Source organism: Lysinibacillus sp. FSL M8-0134 (assembly GCF_038069745.1).
Taxonomy (GTDB): domain Bacteria; phylum Bacillota; class Bacilli; order Bacillales_A; family Planococcaceae; genus Lysinibacillus; species Lysinibacillus irui.
Map to the genome: position 1 here is coordinate 3,639,946 of NZ_JBBPAJ010000001.1, position 24,499 is coordinate 3,664,444.

The following is a 24,499-nucleotide window of genomic DNA, read 5'->3' on the forward strand; positions in this document are numbered from 1 at the left end:
TCACAAGGACTGTCCTTATTATTTACCAACTTTGGATTTAATGGCTCCGATTACTGCAGGTACAACAGAGATAAAGATAATCAATATAAGTACTATTGAGAAGTTATCTTTGATAATAGGAATATTCCCAAAGAAATAGCCTAGTAATGTACAGCTGAAAACCCATAAAACGGCACCAAGAATATTATAAAGAAGGAAGTAGCTATAGTTCATTTTACTTGCACCGGCTACAAACGGAATGAATGTACGAATAAATGGCATAAAACGGGCTATAACAATCGTTTTCCCACCATGAGTATTAAAGAATTTTTCTGCTGCCTCCATGCGTTCTTTCTTCACAACTCTACCAAGAAGGCTCTTTGGAGGTATAGATGTTCCTACCTTATGACCAATATGATAGTTCATCGTATCTCCTAAAATAGCTGCTGCTAAAAATACAGGGATTAGAATCCACATATCAAAGGCTCCCATTGCAGCTGCTAGTGTACCACTTGCAAATAGCAATGAATCACCAGGTAAGAACGGGAAAATAACAACGCCTGTCTCTACAAAAACAATCGCAAATAAAATAAGATAACTCCAATTGCCAAAATCACGAATAATTTCTTCTAAATGTACATCAATATGGATAATAAAGCTTATTAACTCTTTAATGAGTTCAATCATGTTTTTGTATGCTCTCTTTCAATAGTATTTTTACTAAAAGCTTTGACGTAGCTCCACATCAAAGGGTTCCAAGTTTTGTACGTCTTTTTACATTACTTCCTCACTATATGACAAGCTCTTGAAAAGTATGTAGAAGATTTCACAAGTTTGATTTTATCACTTACAGATAGTTACGCTCAACTGATTTTACTATTATACGAATAATGTACAAAAAAAGAGCTACCATTTTTCAATAGTAGCTTTTCTCGTTTAAACTTTTTCTTTTAATGAACGACGTAGTATTTTTCCTGTCGTGTTCTTCGGAAGTTCGTCTAAAATCTCGATTACTTTTGGAACTTTATACTTTACCATATGCTTAGCACAATAAGAAAGGAGGTCCTCTGTAGACGTGGCTGCTACTTCTTTTAGTACAACATATGCATGAACGGCTTCCCCTAAGTTAGGATCTGGGAACCCTACAACTGCTGCCTCCACAATATTATTATGGGTAAACAAGACTTCCTCCACTTCTCGAGGATAAACATTATAGCCCCCAACAATAATCATATCTTTTTTGCGATCAACAATATAAAAATACCCTTCCTCATCTACTCTTGCTAAATCTCCTGTATAAAGCCAGCCATCCCGTATCGCCATCGCTGTTTCTTCTGGCATTTTATAATAGCCCTTCATTACGTTAGGACCACGTACAATTAGCTCCCCTACTTCGCCAACAGGAACTTCCTGACCGTTCACATCAACCACTTTATTCTCTACATTACTAATGGAAGTACCAATAGAGCCGGCTTTTCGATCACGATCTAGCGGATTAAAGCATGTAACGGGTGAAGCTTCTGATAAGCCATACCCCTCGGACACACGCACATTAAATTTCTGCTCGAAATTATGTAATAGTGCAACAGGTAAAGAGGCACCACCTGAAATGGCCAAACGAATTGTCGAGAAATCTTCTGGATTGCCCTCAGGTAATTGATATAAGAAATTATACATAGTTGGAACACCAGCAAATACTGTTGCTTTTTGTTCTCTCGCTAGTGCAAAAATTTCTGTAGGACTAAATCTTGGTGTAAGTAAAACTGTAGCTCCGCTTAATAAAGGCGCATTGACTACAACCGTTAAGGCAAATACATGGAATACCGGTAAAGTAGCGATAACACGATCATCCGCCTTAATTCCTAAATAATGGGCAACATCACGAGCATTTGAATAGACATTGCCATGTGTCAGCATGGCACCCTTTGGACTGCCTGTTGTACCAGAAGTATACAAAATGATAGCATTATCGTCATCTGCAACTTCAATAGGCTGTAAAGATTGAGAAGCATTAGCGATAACTTGTGTAAATAAATGTGTCTTTTCTTGTGCTTGTGGTGATAAAGCAGCCACTTTTTCTACTACATCTGGCGTTGTTTCACAAATAACGAATGATGCTACTTGCGGAAAAGCTTGTACACCCTTTTCAACAAGTGGTAGCAAAGCATCCAGCGCAATAACTACTTTTACATCCCCATTATGCAAAATATATGAAATTTCATCAGGTGTATAGATTGGATTGACTGGTATTGCTGTTGCCCCTAAGCGCATTGTTGCATACAAAGCAATTAAATAATGAGGCGTATTGCCGAGTAAAAACGCCACATGATCCCCTTTTTCAACGCCTAAATCTTGTAACCCCTTTGCAAAGCGACCAACTGTAAGCTCAAATTCCCCGTAAGTAGTATCCTTCCCCATAAAATGATACGCAACTTTTTCCGGTTGTTCTGTTGCCTGTTGGTGAACACGTGAAACTAAATTCAATTACACCATCCCCTTATCGTATAAAATGAATCGTTATTCAGTAATATTATATAAGAAATATATCTAAAAGACAATGAGTCTTTTTATTTCATGTCGTAAATTACGTCAAATAATTCATTTTTTGCTCTTTTAAACAAATACATCATGAACGAATATGAGAGATGTAGCGCCAACGAATTAAATAAAAGTAGACGACTTGTATTAACACAAAAAAGCCAAAAGCAAAGAACACTTCTTTTACAATCGAAATATTTGCAATGTCTCTCAAAATGCCTTGAACCATTAGAAAAGCAAAGGCACTATGCATCATCGCAACACCCCATGGTAAGAAGAATTGAGGAAATAAATGACGATTAACAAGCTTTTTAAGCTCTGCATCGGTTAAACCCATACGCTTTAATACATCAAATTTGCGCTTTTCTCGTTCAAGTGACGTATGCAATTTGAAATAGATAAAGCTCCCAGCTGCAAGTAGAAAGACAGTGGCAACTAAAACACCTACTAATGTGAAGAGTGAGTAAGTAGCTAGTATATAAGAATAATTTAATCCAGCATTCTCAAAGTAAAAAGGACTAAATTTATCCTTCTTAATAAAATACAAATTAGACTCTAGATAATCTATATTTTTACCGATTTCCTTAGTCTCCATCCACTGTGGAATCACAAACGTAAATAAATGATAGCTTGGTTGAATAATGTCTTGATCAGCAATTGGACGAACAAGCTTAGCAAAATCTTCATCACTGATGACGATGGAATTGACACTTACAATCGAACCAGGGAATACTATTTTTGGATAGACACTATCAATCGTTATCGGTATATTATTTTCCTCTAGCACGGTATGCACGATTCTATTTTTTAATTTTTTTAGTGAATCCTCTGAATAAGGGATAAACACTGCCTCTCCAGATCCTAAATTCAACAAAGGATAGCTGTAAGAAGAAAGTAAGACATTCATATCGGACTCTCGAAAGACCTCAACCTCATTGCGTGTAAAAGAAGAGGTTTGCTTCACTACAATAAAACGAGAAAGCTGATAGGATAAACCCTTCTCCTCTAATTGTAGCCTTAATGAATTGATATGCTCTCGTTCATATGGATTATCGACATCCCCTTTATAAACGAGCCCCAATGGATTTAGCCGATCATATTGGGTTGTATAGGAGGACATAGTCGCTAAAACACCAACAGATAAAAATGCAAGGGTTGATACCATCGTTACAACGAAAAACATTTTTACATTATCCATCATAATATGAGTTTGTTCAGCAAGAGATAGTAGACGATACCGCTGCCAATGATATTTGCGTTTTCCCCGGGCTAAATCTAAAAAGCAAGGAACGGAATCACTAAAAAAATAATATGTTCCAAATGTTGCGGAAAATGGGATTAACAGGGTTAAACCGATCAAAGAAGTATGTCCTACAACAAACGCTAAAATATATGTCGTTAAAATTAAAGCAACACCATAGACAGCTCGGATTTTTGAATAGGTAGCTAGGCTATTTAAATAATCACTACCTTTTAAAAGATCACGTAATTTTCGCTCTCGTGTGAAGTACACACTAATAAATGAAATTACTACAAACGCACTTGTGAACACTCCAATTGTCAGTAAAAATGGCTCCCAGGAAACGTAAAGGGGTAAATCATCTAAATGCAAAATTTCTCGTACAATCATAAAAAAGAATTTGGAAAACGAGAAGCCAAACACAATCCCTACAATGATGGAGCCAGATCCAATGATCATTGTTTCTAAAAAAACAAGTCGATTCATCTGGCGCTTTTCCATTCCCAAATGCAATAAAATAGCGAATTCTTGGGATCTAGCCTCTAAAAAGGCACTCATGGAATAATATAAAAAGAATAATGTAAAGAGGACGAGTACAATTTCTGCACCCACCATTCCTATCAGGGATACTTCGCCTAATATCCCTCGTTCAATATCTGGATGAAACATTAACATGGAATAGATAAAAAATACAGCCACCGAAAAAAAGCTTGCCATGAAAAAGGCACCATAGATACGGCTGTTCCGCACGACATTACGGTAAGCGAATTGTCGAAAGGTCACCTACTTGCCCTCCTCCTAGTAAGCTCAAAACATTTAATATGCGTTGGAAAAACATTTGACGACGATCATCACGATAAATTTCATTGAAAAATTCACCATCTTTAATGAATAACACTCGATCACAATAGCTTGCTGCAATCGGATCATGCGTGACCATCACAATCGTTGTTTGTTTCTCACGATTAACTTTCGTTAAAAGTTCTAGCACATCACGTGAAGAATTCGAATCTAAATTACCCGTTGGCTCATCTGCTAAAATAAGGCTAGGATTATGAATAAGTGCTCGCCCAATGGCAGTTCTTTGTGCCTGTCCACCAGAAATTTCATTTGGACGTTTATGAAGAAAAGAAGTTAAGTCTAGCTTTTCAACAATACTAGCTAGACGTTCCTCCATTACTTCTAGCGGCTGCTGATCTAAAGTTAATGGCAGCACGATATTTTCTTCAACCGTCAGCATATGCAAAAGATTGAAATCTTGAAAGACAAAACCGAGCTGTCTTCTTCTGAAGTAAGCAAGCTCTGTTGCATTCAGCTTATGTGGATTCATTCCATCCAGTATGATTTCTCCACTTGTCGGTTCATCAATGGTTGAAATAATATTCAGTAATGTTGTTTTACCGCTTCCTGAAGGCCCCATAACAGCTAGAAACTCACCTTCTTCAACATCAAAGCTCAATTGATTTAAAGCACGGTGCGTGACCTTACCTTCATACACTTTCGTCACATCTTTAATTTGTAAAATAGGCATCCTTCATTCACCTTATTTCTTCATTAATTCTAATGGCTGTGGTAAAAGCCACTCTAATACTACCTCAAAGCCAATTTGAAAATGAGGCTCTATCAATGCCATTACGGACTCTTCCTCTACCAAACTAAAGCAATGTTCTCCAATAATGACATCCCAAGCCTCCATTTCTCCATCTACAATCTCACCACATACCGTATAATACCCACTGTACATAATCTTTTGACCTTCGACAGGAAATGCATTCAATAATGTCGGTTGTTGTAAGTTTAACCCAAGCATATTTGAAAAATGCAGTAGTTCTACGCCTAGCTTTTCATTTGCTATGAGAAAATTTTGATAAGCTAATGTATCTCCCTCTTGCATATGAGTCATATAAAGAGCTTTTGTTTTCTCCTTATCAATCGTTAATACCCAATCTTCAATACGTACTTCTACCATTCTAGCGCCCCCTAGTTTGTAAATGTCACAGTCACAATCGTCCCTTTTCCTACCTCTGACGTAATAGCCAAATCATGTCCTAGTTTTTCACAGATTTCTTTGGCTAAATACAGGCCCATCCCAGTAGATTCCCCTGTTTTCCGCCCATTTTCACCGGTAAAAAAGGCCTTCGTCACACGTGACAGATCGGAAGCTGGAATTCCAATTCCCTCATCACAAATGGCTAGCTGTACAAAGTCATCCTTCGATATGGCAGAAATTGTAATTTTTTTATTGGCTTCAAAGGTATATTTCACAGCATTTGTAATAAATTGTCCTAGAATGAAGCGAAGCCATTTTGAATCACTCGCAACAATAAGATTATCGTCTATATGAATTTCTGGGAAAACTCTTTTCGTAATAAATAAACGTTTATTTTCATTAACAGTTGCAGTAACAATTGCTTTAAGTGCAACCTGCTCAACTTGCATATCGTCCTCAAAATTTTCTAAACGTGCATTGACTAGTACCATGTCCAAGCCTCTACGCAAGCGATCTATTTCCTCCTGTATATTCTTTTTATCAAGAGGTCGGTCATCCTGTAATAATAGCTCCATTACAGAAATTGGTGTTTTCATTTGATGTACCCATTGATTCATAAACTGATCATGTCTCTTTTGACTGGCATATAATGCATGTAGCTCATGCTGATAAAGACGATACAATTCATGCATATATTTCTCAGTTTGCATAGCTTCTGGCGTCTTCGCATTTTTTTGGAGCACATCCTCCATCGCTGTTGGAAGCTGGGTTATTTTCACTAAGTATCGTTGTCGCATTAAATAGCGGACAAGTAAAAAGGAAGCTAATAGTACAAGGCTAATACAAAAGGAATATATAGCCGTATCAATATTTCGGAAACCGTCTAGTCCATAGATGACCATGATAAAGCCAACTAATAAAAGCTGGAACACTATAAATGAAGCATAATCACGTAAAAATAATTTCCAGCCCACTACAGTTCACCCGCACTTAATATAAATCGATAACCAGCGCCACGTACGGTTTCAATAGTTGACGATATGTTATAATCGGTTAATTTTTTACGTACTCGGGTCATATTAACATTCAATGTGTTCTCATCAACAAATGCCTGATCGTCCCACAGCTCCTCTAAAAGTTGCTCACGTGTCACGACTTTTGGCGCATTCCCCATCAGTAATTCTAGAATGATACATTCTTTTTTCTGAAGTGGAATTTCTAAATCATTTTTATGTAGCTCCATTCTTTCTAAATGAAGTACAAGCTGTCCTTGCTTAATTGTCCGCTCCTCTTGCCTTGCTGCATACTCACCATATGTACGGCGTAGATGACTGCGAATTTTAGCTAAAACAATCTCATAGTTGAACGGCTTTGTAATGAAATCGTCTCCCCCATTTTCAAGTGCGAAAATTTGGTCCATTTCTCCTGAGCGAGCAGAAATAAAAATAATTGGGCACGTTGTATGCTGGCGTAGCTGACGACACCAATAGTAGCCATCATAGGCTGGTAAATTTATATCAAGCAGCACCATATGTGGATTAAATGCTGTAAATTCTTCAATAAGATGATCAAATTCTTGAATTGTTGCAACTTCGTATTGATATTTTCTAAGCGTTTCCGCTAGTAACGATGCAATTTTAATATCATCTTCGACTATGAATATTCGATGCTTTTCCATATCAACACTCCTTTCTTTCTATATTGTATCAAAAAAAGGTTCGACGACATAATTGTCAGCGAACCTTTAGGCTAAAATAGTACACGAAACCGAATTTTCCTTAATAAATTAATTGTAAAAAGTCCTCAGTTGAAATTCCACCAAAATATGTAGGAATATCAATGTCTGCTAATACATTAGCAATGGCCGCTCGATCATAGTTTGTCCCAATTAGGCGCTGCTCTATATCAGCCATATCACCTACACCAAAGAAATCACCAAAAATATGTGCTTCTTCAATTACTCCATGGTTCACTTCTAGGCGGATGTCAATACCACCTGTTGGGAAACGATGTGTTTTTTGAATGTTAAAGCGCGGTGATTTCCCAAAGTTCCATTCCCATGTTTGATAACGCTCTGCTGATAGCTTGTGAATATTTGCCCAATCTTCCTCTGTTAACTCATAATAACGAATATTTTCTTCTCCACCGAAAATGGATTTCAAAATCTCAAGGCGAAACTCTTCTATCGTCATGTTCTCCTTTAAAAACTCTGAAATGTTTGCTACTCGGGAACGTATAGATTTAATACCTTTCGATTCAATCTTATCCTTTTTGACTTTTAATGCAGAGACAACCGCATCAATTTCTGTATCGAACATCAATGTGCCGTGGCTGAACATACGCCCTCTTGTAGAAAACTGAGCATTTCCAGAAACTTTACGCCCCTCTGCAAGAATGTCATTGCGTCCTGAAAGCTCTGCATTGACACCCATTTTTGCTAGAGCATCTACCACTGGCTGTGTGAATTTTTTATAATTCATAAAACTATTGCCATCATCATTTGTAATAAAGCTGAAGTTAAGATTCCCTAAATCATGATAAACAGCTCCTCCCCCTGATAAACGGCGCACTACAATAATGCCATTGTCCTCTACATAGTCTGTATTGATTTCCTCAATTGTATTTTGGTTTTTCCCGATGATGATGGACGGTTGATTGATGTAAAAAAGAAGCACAGGCTCTTTCTCAACGTCCATTGTTTTTAACAAATACTCCTCAATAGCAAGATTAATACGTGGATCATGGATCCCTTTATTATCAACGAAAATCATAGTTTACGTTTCCTCCTTCACAAAATATCCATTTTAATTTTAACGTAAATTAGGCATTTTGTGTTGACGAAACGCATCTGTTATAATACACTAGAAAATATAGAAACAGTAATAGTACAGATGAACTTAAAGGAGGAGTCCACAATGTTAGAAAACGTAGTTGAATTTTTCAAGAATTTACCTGCAAAGCAATGTACTGAGTGCGGTGAAAAGATGGAAGAACAAAGCGAATGCTACAGCAACACTTGTGAAAAATGTAACCACCTATAAGCATTTGCCTATTCTGTAATTGTCATATACGTGCCCCACACGTAGCAATATTGACACCCTTCATCATATTTTGATGAACCCTTAATTAAATCTCTTACACTTACAAAACACCAGCTGATACGCTCATATCAGCTGGTGTTTTATGTTGTCGATAAGATTCATTGACAATCCTTTAACATGAACAAAAAGCACTCACCAACTTTGGTGAGTGCTTTATGAATTAGTTTTCTTCTGCTACTTTAGAGTAACGTTTATTGTGAAGTAGCATGAAGTAACCGAAAGTGATTGCTAAGAATGCTACTAAGAATCCAGCTAGAACACCATAGTTTTGCATTAAGAATGATGTATCGCCAGTAGAAATGCTTGATTTAAATGCTTGAACCGTATATGTCATCGGTAATAGCTTGTTAAATACTTGTAATGGTGATGGGATTAATTCTAGTGGGAACGTACCTGCACTTGTTGTTAATTGTAAAATTAACACGACAATTGCCATGAAACGTCCAGGGTCACCAAAAATTGAAACTAGCATTTGAATTAAAGCTAAGAATACATAGCTAGTTAATAATGCTGTTACGATAAAGTAGCCCATGTTATTCACTTCAAGTCCTAGACCCCATTTAACAATAACTACCGTTAACAATGTTTGTATTAAACCTACAACTGCTAATACAGTTACTTTACTTGTAAACCAAGTTGCTCCATTTTTTGGGCGAATTGCTGGTTCAACAAGTGGGAACACAATCGAAATTAATAATGCTCCTACGAATAAGCCAAGAGAAATGAAGTATGGTGCGAAACCTGTACCATAGTTAGGAACATGGTTAACAGATTCTTTTTCAACTTCAACTGGACTACCTACCATATCATAAGTGTCTTGATTTGCTTTTACTTCATTTGCTTTTTCACTTGCTTCACCTAATTTGCCAGATAAAGTAGATGTACCATCTGCTAATTCAGTAGAACCATCTGCAAGTGTTGCTGAACCCTGTGCTAGCTCACCAGATTTTGACGCAAGTGTAGAAGTACCTTGATTTAATGTTGTTGTACCACTCGCTAATTCATTTAATCCTGATGCTAACGTTTTTGAACCTGTTACAGCTGTATTCACACCTGCGTGTAATTCACCTAATTTTGCCGCTAATGTCGCATTACCTGCTTGTAAGCCTTTGGCACCTTCCATTAAAGCACTGCTTTTCGCTGTTAATGCATTAGCCCCTGCTAATACTTCTGCTTGACCTGCTGCAATTTGACTTGCACCAGAGCTTACTTGATTAGCACCCGCTTGAAGTTTTTCTGTTCCAGCAGATAATGATGATAAACCATTATGCACACTAGCACTTCCTGCTTGTAGTTCTGTTAATGTTTGTTTTAATACAGCTGCTTGCTCTTCAGGCATTGAAGCCATCATACCTTGTAATTGATTTGCTAGAGCTGTAATACCTTCTTCAACTTTTGCAGAACCAGCTGTAAGTTGATTTGCTGCACCGTTTAAGGCACCTGCATTTTCAGCAATAGATGCTGCCCCTGCACTAATTTGTTGTTGTTTGTCGTTTAAAGTGTTTAAACCTGCACCAACTTTTGCAACACCTTGTGTGTATTGCGATAACCCTTGTTCTAGACTAGAAGCACCATTTGCTGCTTGCTGTGCACCTTGTTGTAATTGAACAGTACCATCTTGTAGTTTGACTAAACCACTAGATAAATCATTCGCACCTTTTGCAGCATCTCCAGCACCTTTTGTTAGTTTATCTGTACCATTAGATAATTCAACTGTACTTGATGCCAATTGCTCTAAGTACCCTTTTAAATCTTTTGCACCATTTGCTACTTTTTGTGCACCCTCATCTAGCTTATGGGAGCCATCTGCCGCCTCTGTAAAGCCATCTCCAAGTGTTGCAATAGAGTCAAATAATTTTTCAGCATAAGTCGCTGATACTTGTGCATTTACTTCTGCCCGTACACGATCCATGGCTGTTTCACCAATTTGAGCACCAAGGAAGTTTAGTCCCTCGTTTGGAATGTAATTCATCACTAATTTTGATGGTTTGTCATCTAATAGCGTTGTAGCATGTTCAGAGAAATTTGTTGGAATTTCTAGAATCATATAATAATCACGACCATTTAAACCTTTTTCAGCCTCATCCTTTGAAACTTCTATAAAGTTAAATTGTTCGCTATCCATCAACTTATCGACTAAGGTGTTCCCTAAATCTAATTTAACGCCATCCATCTCAGCACCAGTATCTTCATTTACAACAGCTACTGGTAGATTAGGCAGCCCTGCATAAGGATCCCAAAACGCCCATAAAAACATACCCGCATACATTACTGGGATAAAGAGCACAGCAATGATTGAGACAAGCATTTTTCTCGTTTTAAAGATCTTCAGCCATTCAGCTTTAATCATATAATATCCTCACTCCTAAACTATTTGACCGAAAACGTCATTTGGTCATTTTCATTCAAAAAAAATAATCAACCTCAACAATTTTGCAAAAACTTACTGGATTCAATATTTCTTTATCTGTTAATAATCGAATCAATTTACAATTAAGCCTCGAAAAATGGTTTCCTTAAAAAGATTAAGAATCTTCTCTTCAGGAATCACATCACCGTGTAACTCATGCCAATCGACAACAAAAGCAAGATATGCCTTTAACAATAAGTAACTAACAAGCTCTGCGTCACATTCTCTAATTTCACCTTTATTAATACGTCTTTGTATTAACTCTGCAACATACGATAAAATTTCTGTCTCTATCTGTAGTAGCACCTGTTTAACAGCTGGTGTTCGTAATTCTTTTTCTTCTTCGATAAGCTTTGCAAATAAAAGATGTTTTTCACGGAACTGTAGCATTTTCATTAAAGCATTATGCGCATTATCCATAAAGCTTGCTGATGCATCCAACACTGCATCCGCTTCCGCCTTCATTTCACGTACAAGTGACATTGCAATCTCTTGAAATAAAATTTCTTTATTTGCAAAGAATGTATAAATCGTACCTTTACCGACATTGGCAATTTTCGCCACTTGCTCCATCGTCGTAGCCTTGTAGCCAAACAATGTAAAAGACTTTGCAGCTGCTTCAATAATTTCCTGCCTACGATCCATTAGTAACATCCTTTCTTGTTGGGTTATGTACATCTAACGTACACTTCATAAAAATGACCAGAAAACCATTTCGGTCATCTGGTCATTATCATATTCCTATTTTATAAAAAAAGCAAGCATTTAATGATGATTTTTTTCATCTTTTTTTTCGTCATCATGTTCTGTATTATCTGACGAATTATTACTATGATTCATCATGTTATTATCCATGCTGTTATTGGATTTTTCATCCTCTGGTAAAACCTGTGTCATATCAGGGCTTCCAGCAATAATTTGTTGCTTTGGCATATTATGAACACCGTTTGCTGTAGTATGTGCATACATATAGTAAACACCGTCATGATCAAATGTTGTCGATGCTTTATAAACACCATCTTTTTCTAATTTCCCATTAATCATTTGTCCTTCATCACGTTTCCCTGATTCCCAAACCTCAAACTCTACCACAGCATCATCAACATTTTGCCCACCTTGTTCTACATGTGCTGCCAGCTCAATTGTTTCATTAAGCGATACTTCTTTTGGTGTTAAAATTTCTACATCTGGAATTTGCGGCACTTCTGGTTCTGGTAAAGCCTCTTTTTTTTCTCCACATCCTACTAATAATGTAGGTACTGCAATTAGTGCGAATAACCATCTTTTCATCTTTTAATCCTCCATTAATGGCAACTGTATCTTAACAGTTGTGCCTTTTTCTACAACACTTTCAATTTCTAACGATCCCTGTAACTGCTTTAGTAGCTGTTCAACAATGGATAATCCTAATCCACTACCACCGTCTGCACGACTCCTTGCTTTGTTAACTCGATAAAATCGCTCTGTGACATGTGCTAAATCCTCGGACGGGATACCGATACCATAATCCTTAATGGTAATGAGTGCACTCCCCGTCTTTTCAACAGCAACAATTTCCACAATAGAATTTTCATGTGAGTAATTAATCGCATTTTCAATAATGTTAATAAAAATTTGCTTTAGCTTTACTTCATCAGCTTCAATAATTAGCGCATCATCTACATCCACATGTAATGTTATGTTCTTTTTATCTGCTTGATGTGTTAGTATTTTTTGAACTTCCCTTAAAGTCTCACCAAGCGGAATAGGATATAAAGCAATGTCGGTTTGTTCATTTTCTGTTCTTGCTAGTTGAAGTAATTCGTTTGTTAACCTCTCCATTCGATTCGCCTCACGGACAATCAACTGAATAGTTTCTTCTTTTTGGCTTTCTGTAATAATGCCATTTTGCATAGCTTCACTATAGCCTTTAACATAGCTTATTGGTGTCCGTAATTCATGCGAAACTGTTGCCAGAAATGTTTTTTGGGCTTCATCCTCTAGCTGAATCGACTCTGCCATTTTATTAAAGGTACTAGATAATTTACCGATTTCATCCCGTGAATTGACAGGTACACGTGTCTCATAATTCCCGTGGGACATCTGTTCTACTGCACGTTGTAAATCGTTTAATGGTCGCATAATATGTCGAATACCTTTATAAATCAAATAGCTAGCTACCACTAAAAATATAAAGGCACTAATGAACAGGAGAATAACTCCACTATTAGCTAACTCACTAATTTTAGCTAGCGGGAAGTAAATATAAATAATACCCTCTAATCGATTTTGATCAACGAGTGGTATCACTACTGAAATTAGTTGTCGATCAAACCTGGGCTCATAGCCAATTTTTTGCACGTATTTTCCTGATAATAATTTCTGTCTTTCTTCTGGTCCAATCAGTGTCTCATAATCTATATCAAACGGAACACAGGCACTTAACTCCCGAGGATTTCTTACTGCAAATATATTTAAATTTGAATAATCGTTAAATTGTTCAATATCTGCAATAAATTCATCCGTAACCTTGCCATTGTTATACATTGTCTGTAGCTTCAAGCCAACTTCCACCATTGTCTCTTCAGTATCTTGGACATATAAACGTTGATACAAAAAATTTGTGAGAACGTACATAAAGACAACGGTAATGATGAGAAATGCGAAAATCAACAACCAAATGCGAGTAGCAATCTTTTTCATTCGCCAGGATCAAAGCGGTAGCCCACTCCCCAAACGGTTTGAATATGCGCAGCCGCATCCTTTCCAAGCTTTATTCGTAAAGTTTTGATATGGGTATCAACGGTGCGCGTTCCACCTACATAATCAATATCCCAAATACGTTCTAATAATTGCTCTCTTGTATAGGCATTGCCCGGATTTTTCATAAATAAATGCAATAATTCAAATTCCTTTAAAGTAAGTGGAATACTCTTACCATCAACAGATACTTTACGTGCAATCTCGTCTATTTTAATAGGACCAAAAATTACGTACTTTTGCTGTAGCTCTGTAATATTCGCCCCACTTCTTCTTAAAACAGCATAAATCCTTGCTACAAGTTCATCATGTGTAAATGGCTTAACTATATAGTCATCTCCACCAAGTGTAAGGCCTTTTACCTTATCCTCATTGGCATCACGTGCTGTTAGAAAAATAATCGGTACATTGGACATCGCACGAATACTTTGACAAACAACAAAGCCATCCTCATGGGGCATCATGACATCGAGCAATACTAAATCAATTTTTTCTCGTACGATCACATCATATGCCTCTGTACCATTTGCGGCTGTAAATGTCTCAATATCGGAGTTATTGAGCATCATTTCTATTAATTTACGCATATCCTGCTCATCATCGACTATTAATACAGTTGTCATCATTGTTCCTCCCTTACTAACAGCTGAAAAGCACCTTTTCCTACATCAACTGTTTTTTCCTTCTGGCCGTCCTTTATAAAGTACAATGTATGATCATCATAGCCAGCGACAACAATATAGTTTTTAAACTGGTTTACTACAAATGGATTTGCGCCAACCTCTTGATGCCATTTGATCTGGCCATCAAAACTAGCAACATATAACTCATTATGACCATGACTAACAACAAGGACAGCATCTTTTGTCTTTTTTAATCCTACAGGCATCAGAGGCATGTCAATCTCTCCATGCTGTTGGCCAGTAGATAAATCATATTTTTTAACAGAACTATTTGGCTTACTGCCTTCTCCATGTCCACCAATCCACAGCTCATGTGTTTCTTCAAGAATGGCTATTCCATGTGAGGATTTTTGAATGGGCCATTCCTGTTCAATGGACAAATCCTTCATATTTAACACCGATAATTTTGTATCTTTAAAATTTATAACATACAGTTTATCTTTATACGATGCCATAGACATAGGATAATTGCCAAGCTGCTGTGAACCAAGCTCATTTCCTTCTCGATCAAAGCTTGTCACTGTATTGGTTTTACTATTTGTTATAAAAAATTGTTGGATGTTGTCATCATAGTATACATTTGTTGTACCTATCTCTACTTTTTTTGAATAGAGCTTTTCTCCGGTTGATATTGTATAGACGTCAATATTATTTAATTGGTGTCCATACAATAATATTTGATCATTTCCTAATAGTATTGCCCCCGAATAAGCTTTATCAAATAACCATGTTGCAAAAACATTCCCATCCTCATCAATAAAATCTAATGATGGTTCTTGTATGTTTAATGAAGCTATAAAATTCCGATCTCTCTCAATGGGTTCATATGATTTTTCAGCGCAACCCGCTAACCATATTATTTGTAGTAACGAAAAAATGAAGAATGCCCATTTTTTCAACTTTATCACCTCTGCCCCTCTACTATACTTCACAATTGTGAAATTCGGGTGAAACTTGGAAGGTGAATTTATGACAAACCATAAAAATACATTTCACATTTTTTGCGTCGATTCCCTCCGTTCAATCATCTAACCAATTTTTTCTTTGTTACATATAGTACTAAGATAATGGTAAGGAGGTATAACATGATTTCCATCAGCTTATGTATGATTGTAAAAAATGAAGAAGATGTTATTGGTAGATGTCTTGAATCCGTTAAAGATTTAGTAGATGAAATTAATATCGTTGATACAGGCTCAACAGATAGCACGAAACAAGTCGTTGCACAATTTACAGATCGAATTTTTGACTTTAAATGGATTCATCATTTTGCAGCTGCACGGAACTTTTCCTTTCAGCAAGCAACAAAGGAATATATTCTCTGGCTAGATGCGGACGATGTTTTATTAGAGGAAGATCGAGAAAAATTTAAGGCGCTAAAAGAATCACTGACTTCTGATATTGATGCTATTTCAATGAATTATCATTTAAGTTTTGATCATGAAGGTAATGTAGACGCCTTAATAAGAAGATATCGCCTTGTAAGAAGAGATAAGAAATTTCAGTGGATTGGAGCAGTGCATGAATATTTAGAAGTGGGTGGTATGCTGTTTGATAGTGATGTCGCCGTAAGTCACTTACCATTAACGCATGATCATACACGTAATATTGAGATTTATAAGCAACTAGTCGAATCTGGAGAAACATTATCACCACGAGATACATTTTATTTTGCCAATGAATTACTAGATCATGGTTATTATGAAGAAGCCATTCATTATTACGAATTATTTTTAACCTCAAAATTAGGCTGGGTGGAAGATAATATTCGAGCTTGTTTCAAATTAGCAGATTGCTTTTCTCATTTAAACGATACTGAAAACAACTTCAGTGCTATTTTACGAAGCTTTGAATATGATGTACCTCGCCCTGAAGCTTGCTGCCGATTAGGTTATCATTTCATGGAGCAAAATAGAAATGACGAAGCCATTTTTTGGTACGAACAAGCACTTGTCATTAAACAAAAACCAAACGCTCCTTTTCAAAATAAAAGCTATACTACTTGGCTCCCCCACTTACAGCTTTGTGTGCTTTATGACCGTTTGCAACAATACGAATTAGCAAATGCACACAATGAATTAGCTAGCTCCTTCATTCCGAATGACCCTAAAATTTTACACAATAAAAGGTATTTCGAAAGTATTTTAACTAATGGATATGAAGACTTCTGACATCTTCCTTTTCTGTCTAAAAGAAACTTTTTCATTATTGATTACAGTACAATTGATTGGCATACAGGATATTAAAAATAAAATTTAATTTCTATGTATAACCCTATATTTGCAAGTAATAAATAGTTATGTGTCTACCTCTTCTATCATTTTTCAGAATACGATATTTAAAAGAGGAGGTGAAATAATGCATTTTGGAAATTTTCTCGACAGAATTTGTAGTAAGTGCAATACATTTCCTTGTTGTTGTATAAATAGTCCTATTAGTCCAATTTGGCCTGTAAAATCTACTGACACGATTACAGGTCCTACCGGTGCTACTGGCGCTGCGGGTGCTACCGGGCCTACTGGTGTTACTGGCGCTACGGGGGATATCGGACCTACTGGTGTCACTGGCGCTACGGGTGCTACAGGGCCTACTGGTGTTACTGGCGCTACTGGGGATATCGGACCTACTGGTGTCACTGGTGCTACGGGTGCTACCGGGCCTACTGGTGTTACTGGCGCTACTGGGGATATCGGACCTACTGGTGTCACTGGTCCTACTGGTGCTACTGGTGCTACTGGGCCTGCATTTAAGGAAGGATTCTCTGCATTTAAAAATAATTTAGATGTTAATGGATCCTATATTATAGATAAATGGAGTGTAGCATCACCTTACTTTACAACGCCTGCTTTTAATCCAACATCTGGGGTATTCACTGTTCCAACTACAGGTAGATATTCTTTCGAAGCAACGATAAACTACTCTACAACTACTGCCCTTTCAGTAGGGATAGGGTCAGCAAATCCCTCTTTTGTAATACGCAGAAACACAACAAATTTAATAAGCGGACTATTCCCAATACTAAATCTAAAATTAAATTTGGGCTTAGTAACATTAAATATACGAACAATACTTGGAGATGGTACTGTAACTTTAACGGGTGAAGTGAATTTAAACGCAGGAGATACGATTGATTTATACTATGCAGCCGACGGTTTAACAAATGACCTTACGTTAGGTGGAACTAACTCTGCTGGTATTATATGGTCATGTCATCGCTTGTCCTGAGGCAGGTTCACTTTGGAGCCCCTATATTCCTACAATTACATTTTCAAAGGGAATAGCAAACTTGTCTAAAATCTAGCTTGCTATTTCTTTTTGCAATGTTGGATACTACTACATATTATTTCATTGACGTTCACAAAAGAATGAAAAATAGTACAAACATTCTACTCGATGTTTGTACTATTTTTTACTTATTTAAACATTTCCCTTACCACATCTTCTGCAATATGTTTCCCTTGCTGCACACATTCTGGTATAGATATTCCTTCAAATGAGCTTCCTGCAAGTTTTACAGTTGGAAAATGTTCATACAATTCCTGTTTTATTCGCTGGACCTTGGCTTCATGTCCTACTGTATATTGTGGCATTGCATTTTTCCAACGAGTCACTACTGTCATCATTGGTTCGCCATTTACCCCAATGGTTTTATTTAAATCCTGAAGTACAGTTTTTTCTATTTCAGTATCAGATAATGCTACAATGGCTTCGTCTCCAACACGCCCAATATAGCTACGTAATAATACATAATCGTCTGGAGAGGTACCTGGCCATTTTCGGTTCATCCAAGTACAAGAAGTAATTGAAAAATCACTATTTCGAGAGACATAAAAAGAAAGTGCATCCAAATCGCCAAGCTGTTCCTTTTTAAAGGCCATTGTGACAGTTGCAATGGTTGCTGCCTTCATCGTCCCTAATTCATTTAACAGACTATGCTTACTAAACATTTTTTCTGCCACATTAAATGGTGTAGCGATAATAACAGCATCTGCTTTTATATTGGAAAAATTGTTTAACATCACTTGAACGGTTCCGTCCTTGCCATGTTCAATTTCCTCCACTTTCACACCCTTCATAACTGTCCCTGGAAGTAGTGATTCTTCTATACTTTCAATCAGTGTTTCAAGGCCATTACTAAAGGTCTGAAAAATCCCTTTATTTTCATCAATCAAATGATTGCTTAAGAAATTTGTTCCTGCCTTTTTCATGCCGATTAGTAAGCTACGATATTTTTGCTCTAAACTGTAAAGCTGCGGGAAAGTGGAGCTCATACTTAATTGCTCGATATCACCTGCAAATGTACCTGCCAGTAAAGGTTCTACTAAGTTTTCCACGATCTCTGCACCAAATCTTCTTCTAAAAAAGGCACCTAACGGTTGATCGTCATCTTGTGCTGAACGGGGAATGAAAAAATCCCCCGCAGCACGCACTTTTCCGCTAAGTGAAAATAACCCTGATGTTATGAATGACGAGATATGAGGCGTTTCTCCAGATAAAAGTTGACTAGGAATAGGGTATAACTGGCTACCTACTGCAACATAAGTCGGTCCTGCATTACTCGTTTGTATTTTCTGCTCGATACCGAGATCCTTTGCTAAAGCACTAACATAGTTTTCACGATCAAAAAAAGATTCTGGCCCGCGCTCAATAATAAAACCATCTTTTCTCAATGTTTGAATTTTTCCGCCAAGACGTAATGACGACTCGACAAGTACGATATCTAATGGCAATTCTTTTGCGCTTGCTTCTTTTTGCATATAGAACGCAGCTGTAAGGCCTGTAATGCCAGCGCCTATGACAACTACCTTTCGTCTTTTCTGAGTCACCAACATCATCACTTTCTTTTCGCTTAGCTTAATTTTTTATGAATTGCATCTACCATCGCATCGATAAATAATGGGTGTGTATTTGGCATCGCTGGGCGATAGTATTTTGCGTCAAGTTCATCACAAACAACTTTACACTCAAAATCATTATCATATAATACTTCTAAATGCTCCGTTACAAAACCTACTGGTGTATAAACAAATGAACGGTAACCTTTTTCTTCAAATAGTTCACGAGTTAAGTCTTGGACATCTGGACCAATCCAAGGTTCTGGTGTTTGCCCTGCTGATTGCCAGCCCACCTCAACATTTTTTAAACCTGTTGCTTCTTGAATAAGTCGAGCTGTTTCGATTAATTGATCCTCATAAGGATCTCCTAAATCTTTAATCTTTTCAGGAAGTGAATGTGCTGACACGATTAAACATGCTTTTTCACGTTCTTCCTCAGACATAGCCTCAAACGTAGCATTCACTTGTTGTTTCCAATACTCGATGAATTTTGGCTCATCGTACCAAGACTCTACAGAAGTAATCGTTAAACGATCACCTGCCGCCTCTACAGCACGACCGTTATAGGATTTAATAGAGAACGTAGAGAAATGAGGAGCTAAAACAATAGAAACCGCTTCTTTGATGCCCTCTGCCACCATTTGCTCAACTGCATCTTCAATAAATGGATGAATATGCTTTAAACCAATAAACAATTTATATTCCACTGTATCCTGTACTTCATTTAACCGTGCACATAAAGCTTCAGCTTGTGCCTGTGTTGCTGCTGCTAATGGTGATAAACCACCAATTGCTTCATAGCGGCTACGAAGATCTTCTAAATGCTCTTCAGAAGGTTTGCGGCCATGACGAATATGTGTATAGTAAGGTTCGATATCTTCTTCTTTATAAGGTGTTCCGTATGCCATTACCAATAAGCCTTTAACTTCTTTCATTACCCATTCACCTCAAAAATTGTTTTATATTTTATACATTATGTGATAAAAAGAAGCTGCCCAGTCTTTCATATTGGACAGCTCCCTTTCTATGATAAAATCATTCATCCATAGAAAAGGGATTTTCACATTTAATTTGTTTGTTATTAGGAACGTGCTTGAATTTGCTGTGCACTATACTCATGAATAAGTGTAGTCAGACGTTTTAATACATCTGGATCTACTTCTGGGAAAACTCCATGCCCCAGGTTAAAAATATGTCCTGGCATTTCTAAGCCTTGGTCAATAATATCTTTGGCTCTTTTTTCAATAACAGACCAATCCGCAAGTAATAGAGATGGGTCTAAGTTACCTTGAACAGGTTTTGTAATGCCATTTGCACGTGCCTCTTTAATAGGTAAACGCCAGTCTAAGCCAACAACATCAATCGGTAAATCATTCCATTCTTTTGCTAAATGGCTAGCACCGACACCAAATTGAATTAATGGCACATTTTCTTTTTGCAACTCTGCAAAAATTCGCGTCATAATTGGTTTTATAAACACACGGTAATCTTCAACATTTAATGCACCAACCCAAGAATCGAAGACTTGTATTGCTTTTGCACCTGCTTTAATTTGAGCAGTTACATCTGCAATAATCATATCAGCTAGTTTATCCATTAATGCAAACCATGCTTGAGGTTCTGATACCATAAATGATTTTGTCTTATTATAGTTTTTTGACGGACCGCCTTCAATCATGTAGCTTGCAAGTGTAAATGGTGCGCCAGCAAAACCGATTAAAGGAACATTTAATTGCTCTTCTGTCAGCAACTTAATCGTTTCTAATACAAATGGTGTATGCTCTTTAGCATTAAATTCACCTAATTTTTCTACATCCGCAACTGAACGAATAGGATTTGAAATAACAGGACCAACGCCTGCTTTGATTTTTACATCTATCCCAATGCCAGGAAGAGGTGTGACAATATCTTTGTATAAAATAGCAGCATCGACATTGTAATTTTCTACAGGTAGACGAGTGACATACGCACATAGCTCAGGTTGATGTGTAATTTCCTCTAAGGAATATTTTTCTTTTATAGCGCGGTATTCTGGCTGTGAACGTCCTGCCTGACGCATATACCATACTGGCGTGTGTGCTGTCCTTTCTCCACGTGCAGCTCGCAGAAGTGTATCATTAAAAGTTGTCATGAAATTCCTTCCCCTCAAAAAATCATTTTTCTCCTTTATACCTGTTGTTTCACTTTCGGTACAAAAAATATTTGGTGAATCAAGTTAAAAATGTCTTTTTTATTCCTTTATTATTGATATCCGTTTCCAATAGTAAACGCTTCCTCTGTTATTGTATAGTTTTCCTAGTGAAATGTCATAAAATTGTTCTTTCTCGGCAGATTCTTTTTGGTCAAAGCGTTAGACTTCTGCTTAAAAGGGTATAATCACGCTATAATTAATAAGATTCATAAGGAGGATAAATTGATGTATATTTATTTAACTTCTGGTACTGGGGATTTTTTAGAACAGGTAAAAAATAAGTATCCAAATGAGCATATGATCTTAATCCACGGAGACGGAAACTCTGTCTTGATACATGAAACAGAAGGAAAAACAGTGTTTGCAACGCCTCGTAAATTCGAAGTTTTGGATTCAGTAAATGACCTAGAGGAACGAGGCTTCTTTGTTTTTAATAATATTCCTGTGACAGACGAGGGACGTCCTGTATTCGAACACCGCTTTTTAGAGCGTTCGCGAGCCATTGAGGAGGAGCCGGGCTTTGTTGCCTTCCGTTTATTAAGACCCATCAAGAGTGATACTTACATTGTCATGACACAATGGAATGGGCCACATTCATTTGAAGCATGGAAGAGTTCTAAAGCCTTTGAAAATGCCCATGCTAAAAAAGATGATTCAACTGGAGTACGCCAGCAGAACATCTTTTCAGCAGCTTCTTATGTAACAACCTATAGCGCAATACCGAAGGAAGAAGATTCACAATAAGCCTAAATAATTAAAAGCTCATTTATCCAACAATAGCATTGGGTGAATGAGCTTTTTAATTTATCAATAGTATTCTATTCTACTTAGAAACCTTCGATGTCAATTCACTAATAACCAAAACAACGATGACAGTAATATAAAACATTGGTTGTGTCATGGCACATAAGCCCACAATAATAGCTTGTGTAATCATTGCTAAACGCACAACCTGCTTCACAGCTAATGGACGGGCATTATCGGGTAATGGATAGAGCATATCCATTCGAAATTCACCGCTTGATAGTAATGCTTGCTTTAACTGAATGGTTGTCGCAAAGCTCAGTGCACCAGCAGCAATCCATGTAACGACAGGAATGTCTACAAATGCAGCAATGATTGCTGAAATAGCTGTAAGACGAAGCCATAAATAGAAATGGTCATCTGTTCGAACAAAGGTACGAAATACCAGATACTTTTGAGCATTGCCCTTACCGTATGGTACAAATTTATAGAGCCAGTCCATCCAACTACGGCGACGGATGCTTCCATGTAAATGGGGTACGTCTGTAAAATAATTAGCAAAACGGTAAAAGCTCATCATACGATTCTGTTCAAGCTTTACAAAATGTTCATAAGGCACAGGTTCACCGGTCGATTTTTTTCTAAAGACAATGATATAAATAACGCTGATAACTGCAACGACTACTGCTAATAGGAGCTGAGCATGGAGTCCCAAATAGATTGCAGCTGCAAATACGATAGCTCGAATAAGCCTGTCCACCCAGACCATATTGCCTCGTTCACTATAACGATAGTTGAATTCTCCTTGAACACTTATATATTTCAAAACAATGACAAGTAAAAATACTGTCCATATGTCGATCGTTGTTAATTCCGTTACTGCTTTTAATAATGGAATACAAACAATATAGACAATCGCTACTATCCACACTTGAGACCAATAAGTCCAAGCCAATGCCTTATTAAAATACTGTGATATTTTTGATTCTAAAGGCAATAGGTATACTTGGTCTGGCTCTCTCAAGAGCGTAGTAGGGCGGCTAAAGGCCAATAAAATCCCTACGATTAGAGCAATGATGATTTCTGCTGGAAAGTCTGTTTGTACAACTTTCAGCCATTCACTATATTGATAGCCCCCTGCTCCAATAAGAAAAACAAGTACAATCGCAATATGCCCTGTAAATATAAATTGCATATATTTTTGTACTTCTCCTATATAATGCATGAAGCGAGAGGACCATACATCACGCAAGTTCTTCATGGTCCCGCTCCTTTGTCATGGCAATATAGAGATCGTCCAATGTCGCATTCGGCATTGCAAACGATTTGCGTAAATCAGCCATTGTTCCCTGCGCTCGAACTCTTCCTTCGTGCAATAAAATAATTCGATCACAATGCTTTTCAGCTGTCGATAGTATGTGTGTAGACATTAGTATAGAAGCACCTTCTTTTTTCTTTTCATCCATCTGGTCTAATAATGATTGAATACCTAGGGGATCTAAGCCCACAAAAGGCTCATCAATAATATAAAGACTTGGATTCACTAAAAAGGCACACATAATCATGACTTTTTGACGCATTCCCTTTGAAAAATGCGAAGGGAACCAATTTAATCTTTTCTCCATTCGAAATTCTTTTAATAGCACCTCTGAACGAGCATCAAGGGTTGCCTTATCAATACCATATGCCATCGCTGTTAACTCTAAATGCTCTCTTAATGTAAGCTCATCATATAGCACAGGGGTTTCGGGAATATAGGAAAAGGCTGTTCGATACTTGTCCGTATCTTCCTTTAATGTTACCCCGTTTAGTCGAATGTCCCCTTCCTTTGGTAACATTGTTCCTATAATATGTTTAATTGTTGTACTTTTACCAGCTCCATTTAAACCGATTAAGCCAACTAATTCCCCTTTTCCAATAGTAAAAGATAAATCTTTAATAACAGGTTTTCTAGTATATCCACCCGTCACATGCTGTACCTCTAATACTGACATATCCTCACTCCTCTTCTTGTTTTATATTTTATCAAAAATTAGCAAATGATACAGG

23 protein-coding genes are annotated in these 24,499 nt (G+C 37.1%); 4 read left to right on the forward strand and 19 right to left on the reverse strand.

Annotation, left to right across the window (positions count from 1 at the left end):
* Positions 1–18: 18 nt before the first annotated feature.
* From MKY49_RS18540 to MKY49_RS18575, 8 genes are all read right to left on the reverse strand, one after another.
* Entirely contained in the window at positions 19–663 is a 645-nt protein-coding gene (locus tag MKY49_RS18540; RefSeq protein ID WP_274797377.1) for a VTT domain-containing protein, read from the reverse strand.
* A gap of 252 nt (positions 664–915) precedes the next feature.
* Positions 916–2,463, reverse strand: coding sequence for a fatty acid--CoA ligase family protein (locus tag MKY49_RS18545; protein ID WP_274794406.1), 1,548 nt, complete (start codon positions 2,461–2,463; stop codon positions 916–918).
* 142 nt (positions 2,464–2,605) lie between these two features.
* Complete coding sequence (locus tag MKY49_RS18550) at positions 2,606–4,540, reverse strand: FtsX-like permease family protein (RefSeq protein WP_274794407.1); 1,935 nt, start codon at positions 4,538–4,540, stop codon at positions 2,606–2,608.
* A complete protein-coding gene (locus tag MKY49_RS18555; protein WP_274794408.1) occupies positions 4,512–5,288 on the reverse strand; it encodes an ABC transporter ATP-binding protein in 777 nt (258 codons plus the stop codon). Before MKY49_RS18555 ends, MKY49_RS18550 begins: the two co-directional genes overlap by 29 nt.
* A gap of 12 nt (positions 5,289–5,300) precedes the next feature.
* Positions 5,301–5,726 (reverse strand): hypothetical protein, encoded by a 426-nt coding sequence (locus MKY49_RS18560; protein WP_341386828.1) that lies wholly within the window; start codon positions 5,724–5,726, stop codon positions 5,301–5,303.
* A gap of 11 nt (positions 5,727–5,737) precedes the next feature.
* Positions 5,738–6,721 carry a sensor histidine kinase gene (locus tag MKY49_RS18565; protein WP_341386829.1) on the reverse strand — a complete coding sequence of 328 codons (984 nt, stop codon included), beginning with the start codon at positions 6,719–6,721 and terminating at the stop codon, positions 5,738–5,740.
* Positions 6,721–7,425 carry a response regulator transcription factor gene (locus tag MKY49_RS18570; RefSeq protein WP_274794411.1) on the reverse strand — a complete coding sequence of 235 codons (705 nt, stop codon included), beginning with the start codon at positions 7,423–7,425 and terminating at the stop codon, positions 6,721–6,723. Before MKY49_RS18570 ends, MKY49_RS18565 begins: the two co-directional genes overlap by 1 nt.
* 100 nt (positions 7,426–7,525) lie before the next feature.
* Complete coding sequence (locus MKY49_RS18575) at positions 7,526–8,518, reverse strand: lipoate--protein ligase (RefSeq protein ID WP_312506041.1); 993 nt, start codon at positions 8,516–8,518, stop codon at positions 7,526–7,528.
* Positions 8,519–8,662: 144 nt separating this feature from the next.
* On the opposite strand from MKY49_RS18575, the gene yhfH reads away from it, so the two are divergent.
* Positions 8,663–8,788: a protein YhfH gene (gene yhfH / locus MKY49_RS18580; RefSeq protein ID WP_004230455.1), complete on the forward strand. Its 126-nt coding sequence runs from the start codon at positions 8,663–8,665 to the stop codon at positions 8,786–8,788.
* A 220-nt stretch (positions 8,789–9,008) separates the two neighbouring features.
* Here yhfH and MKY49_RS18585 read toward each other — a convergent pair whose 3' ends face one another.
* The 6 genes from MKY49_RS18585 to MKY49_RS18610 all read right to left on the reverse strand — a co-directional run bounded on the left by MKY49_RS18585 (position 9,009) and on the right by MKY49_RS18610 (position 15,588).
* Positions 9,009–11,198: a YhgE/Pip domain-containing protein gene (locus tag MKY49_RS18585; protein ID WP_274794413.1), complete on the reverse strand. Its 2,190-nt coding sequence runs from the start codon at positions 11,196–11,198 to the stop codon at positions 9,009–9,011.
* 132 nt (positions 11,199–11,330) lie between these two features.
* Positions 11,331–11,903, reverse strand: a complete 573-nt coding sequence (locus tag MKY49_RS18590; RefSeq protein ID WP_274794414.1) for a TetR/AcrR family transcriptional regulator — start codon at positions 11,901–11,903, stop codon at positions 11,331–11,333.
* 120 nt (positions 11,904–12,023) lie between these two features.
* A complete protein-coding gene (locus tag MKY49_RS18595; RefSeq protein WP_322611120.1) occupies positions 12,024–12,548 on the reverse strand; it encodes a FixH family protein in 525 nt (174 codons plus the stop codon).
* 3 nt (positions 12,549–12,551) lie between these two features.
* The gene (locus tag MKY49_RS18600; protein ID WP_274794416.1) at positions 12,552–13,940 is read right to left on the reverse strand and encodes a sensor histidine kinase; all 1,389 of its coding nucleotides are present in this window, start codon (positions 13,938–13,940) and stop codon (positions 12,552–12,554) included.
* Positions 13,937–14,620, reverse strand: a complete 684-nt coding sequence (locus tag MKY49_RS18605) for a response regulator transcription factor (RefSeq protein WP_274797378.1) — start codon at positions 14,618–14,620, stop codon at positions 13,937–13,939. Before MKY49_RS18605 ends, MKY49_RS18600 begins: the two co-directional genes overlap by 4 nt.
* Positions 14,620–15,588 carry a YncE family protein gene (locus tag MKY49_RS18610; RefSeq protein ID WP_341386831.1) on the reverse strand — a complete coding sequence of 323 codons (969 nt, stop codon included), beginning with the start codon at positions 15,586–15,588 and terminating at the stop codon, positions 14,620–14,622. Before MKY49_RS18610 ends, MKY49_RS18605 begins: the two co-directional genes overlap by 1 nt.
* A 177-nt stretch (positions 15,589–15,765) precedes the next feature.
* Here MKY49_RS18610 and MKY49_RS18615 point away from each other — a divergent pair, with 177 nt between their 5' ends.
* Together MKY49_RS18615 and MKY49_RS18620 are read left to right on the forward strand one after the other, a co-directional pair.
* The gene (locus MKY49_RS18615) at positions 15,766–16,851 is read left to right on the forward strand and encodes a glycosyltransferase (protein ID WP_341386832.1); all 1,086 of its coding nucleotides are present in this window, start codon (positions 15,766–15,768) and stop codon (positions 16,849–16,851) included.
* Positions 16,852–17,038: 187 nt separating this feature from the next.
* Positions 17,039–17,905: a hypothetical protein gene (locus MKY49_RS18620; RefSeq protein WP_341386833.1), complete on the forward strand. Its 867-nt coding sequence runs from the start codon at positions 17,039–17,041 to the stop codon at positions 17,903–17,905.
* A gap of 188 nt (positions 17,906–18,093) precedes the next feature.
* Here the strand turns inward: MKY49_RS18620 and hemY are convergent, their stop codons facing one another.
* The 3 genes from hemY to hemE form a co-directional block, all read right to left on the reverse strand.
* Complete coding sequence (hemY, locus tag MKY49_RS18625) at positions 18,094–19,515, reverse strand: protoporphyrinogen oxidase (protein ID WP_341386953.1); 1,422 nt, start codon at positions 19,513–19,515, stop codon at positions 18,094–18,096.
* 14 nt (positions 19,516–19,529) lie between these two features.
* Entirely contained in the window at positions 19,530–20,450 is a 921-nt protein-coding gene (gene hemH / locus MKY49_RS18630; protein ID WP_274794420.1) for a ferrochelatase, read from the reverse strand.
* 146 nt (positions 20,451–20,596) lie between these two features.
* Positions 20,597–21,646: a uroporphyrinogen decarboxylase gene (hemE, locus tag MKY49_RS18635; RefSeq protein ID WP_274794421.1), complete on the reverse strand. Its 1,050-nt coding sequence runs from the start codon at positions 21,644–21,646 to the stop codon at positions 20,597–20,599.
* Positions 21,647–21,931: 285 nt separating this feature from the next.
* Between hemE and MKY49_RS18640 the strand changes: the two genes are divergently transcribed.
* The gene (locus MKY49_RS18640) at positions 21,932–22,450 is read left to right on the forward strand and encodes an antibiotic biosynthesis monooxygenase family protein (RefSeq protein ID WP_274794422.1); all 519 of its coding nucleotides are present in this window, start codon (positions 21,932–21,934) and stop codon (positions 22,448–22,450) included.
* A gap of 79 nt (positions 22,451–22,529) precedes the next feature.
* On the opposite strand, the gene MKY49_RS18645 is transcribed toward MKY49_RS18640, so the two are convergent.
* Both MKY49_RS18645 and MKY49_RS18650 read right to left on the reverse strand, forming a co-directional pair.
* Positions 22,530–23,711, reverse strand: coding sequence for an ABC transporter permease (locus tag MKY49_RS18645; protein ID WP_341386834.1), 1,182 nt, complete (start codon positions 23,709–23,711; stop codon positions 22,530–22,532).
* Positions 23,695–24,444 (reverse strand): ABC transporter ATP-binding protein, encoded by a 750-nt coding sequence (locus MKY49_RS18650; protein ID WP_274794424.1) that lies wholly within the window; start codon positions 24,442–24,444, stop codon positions 23,695–23,697. The genes MKY49_RS18645 and MKY49_RS18650 overlap by 17 nt, the downstream gene beginning before the upstream one ends.
* Positions 24,445–24,499: the final 55 nt, after the last annotated feature.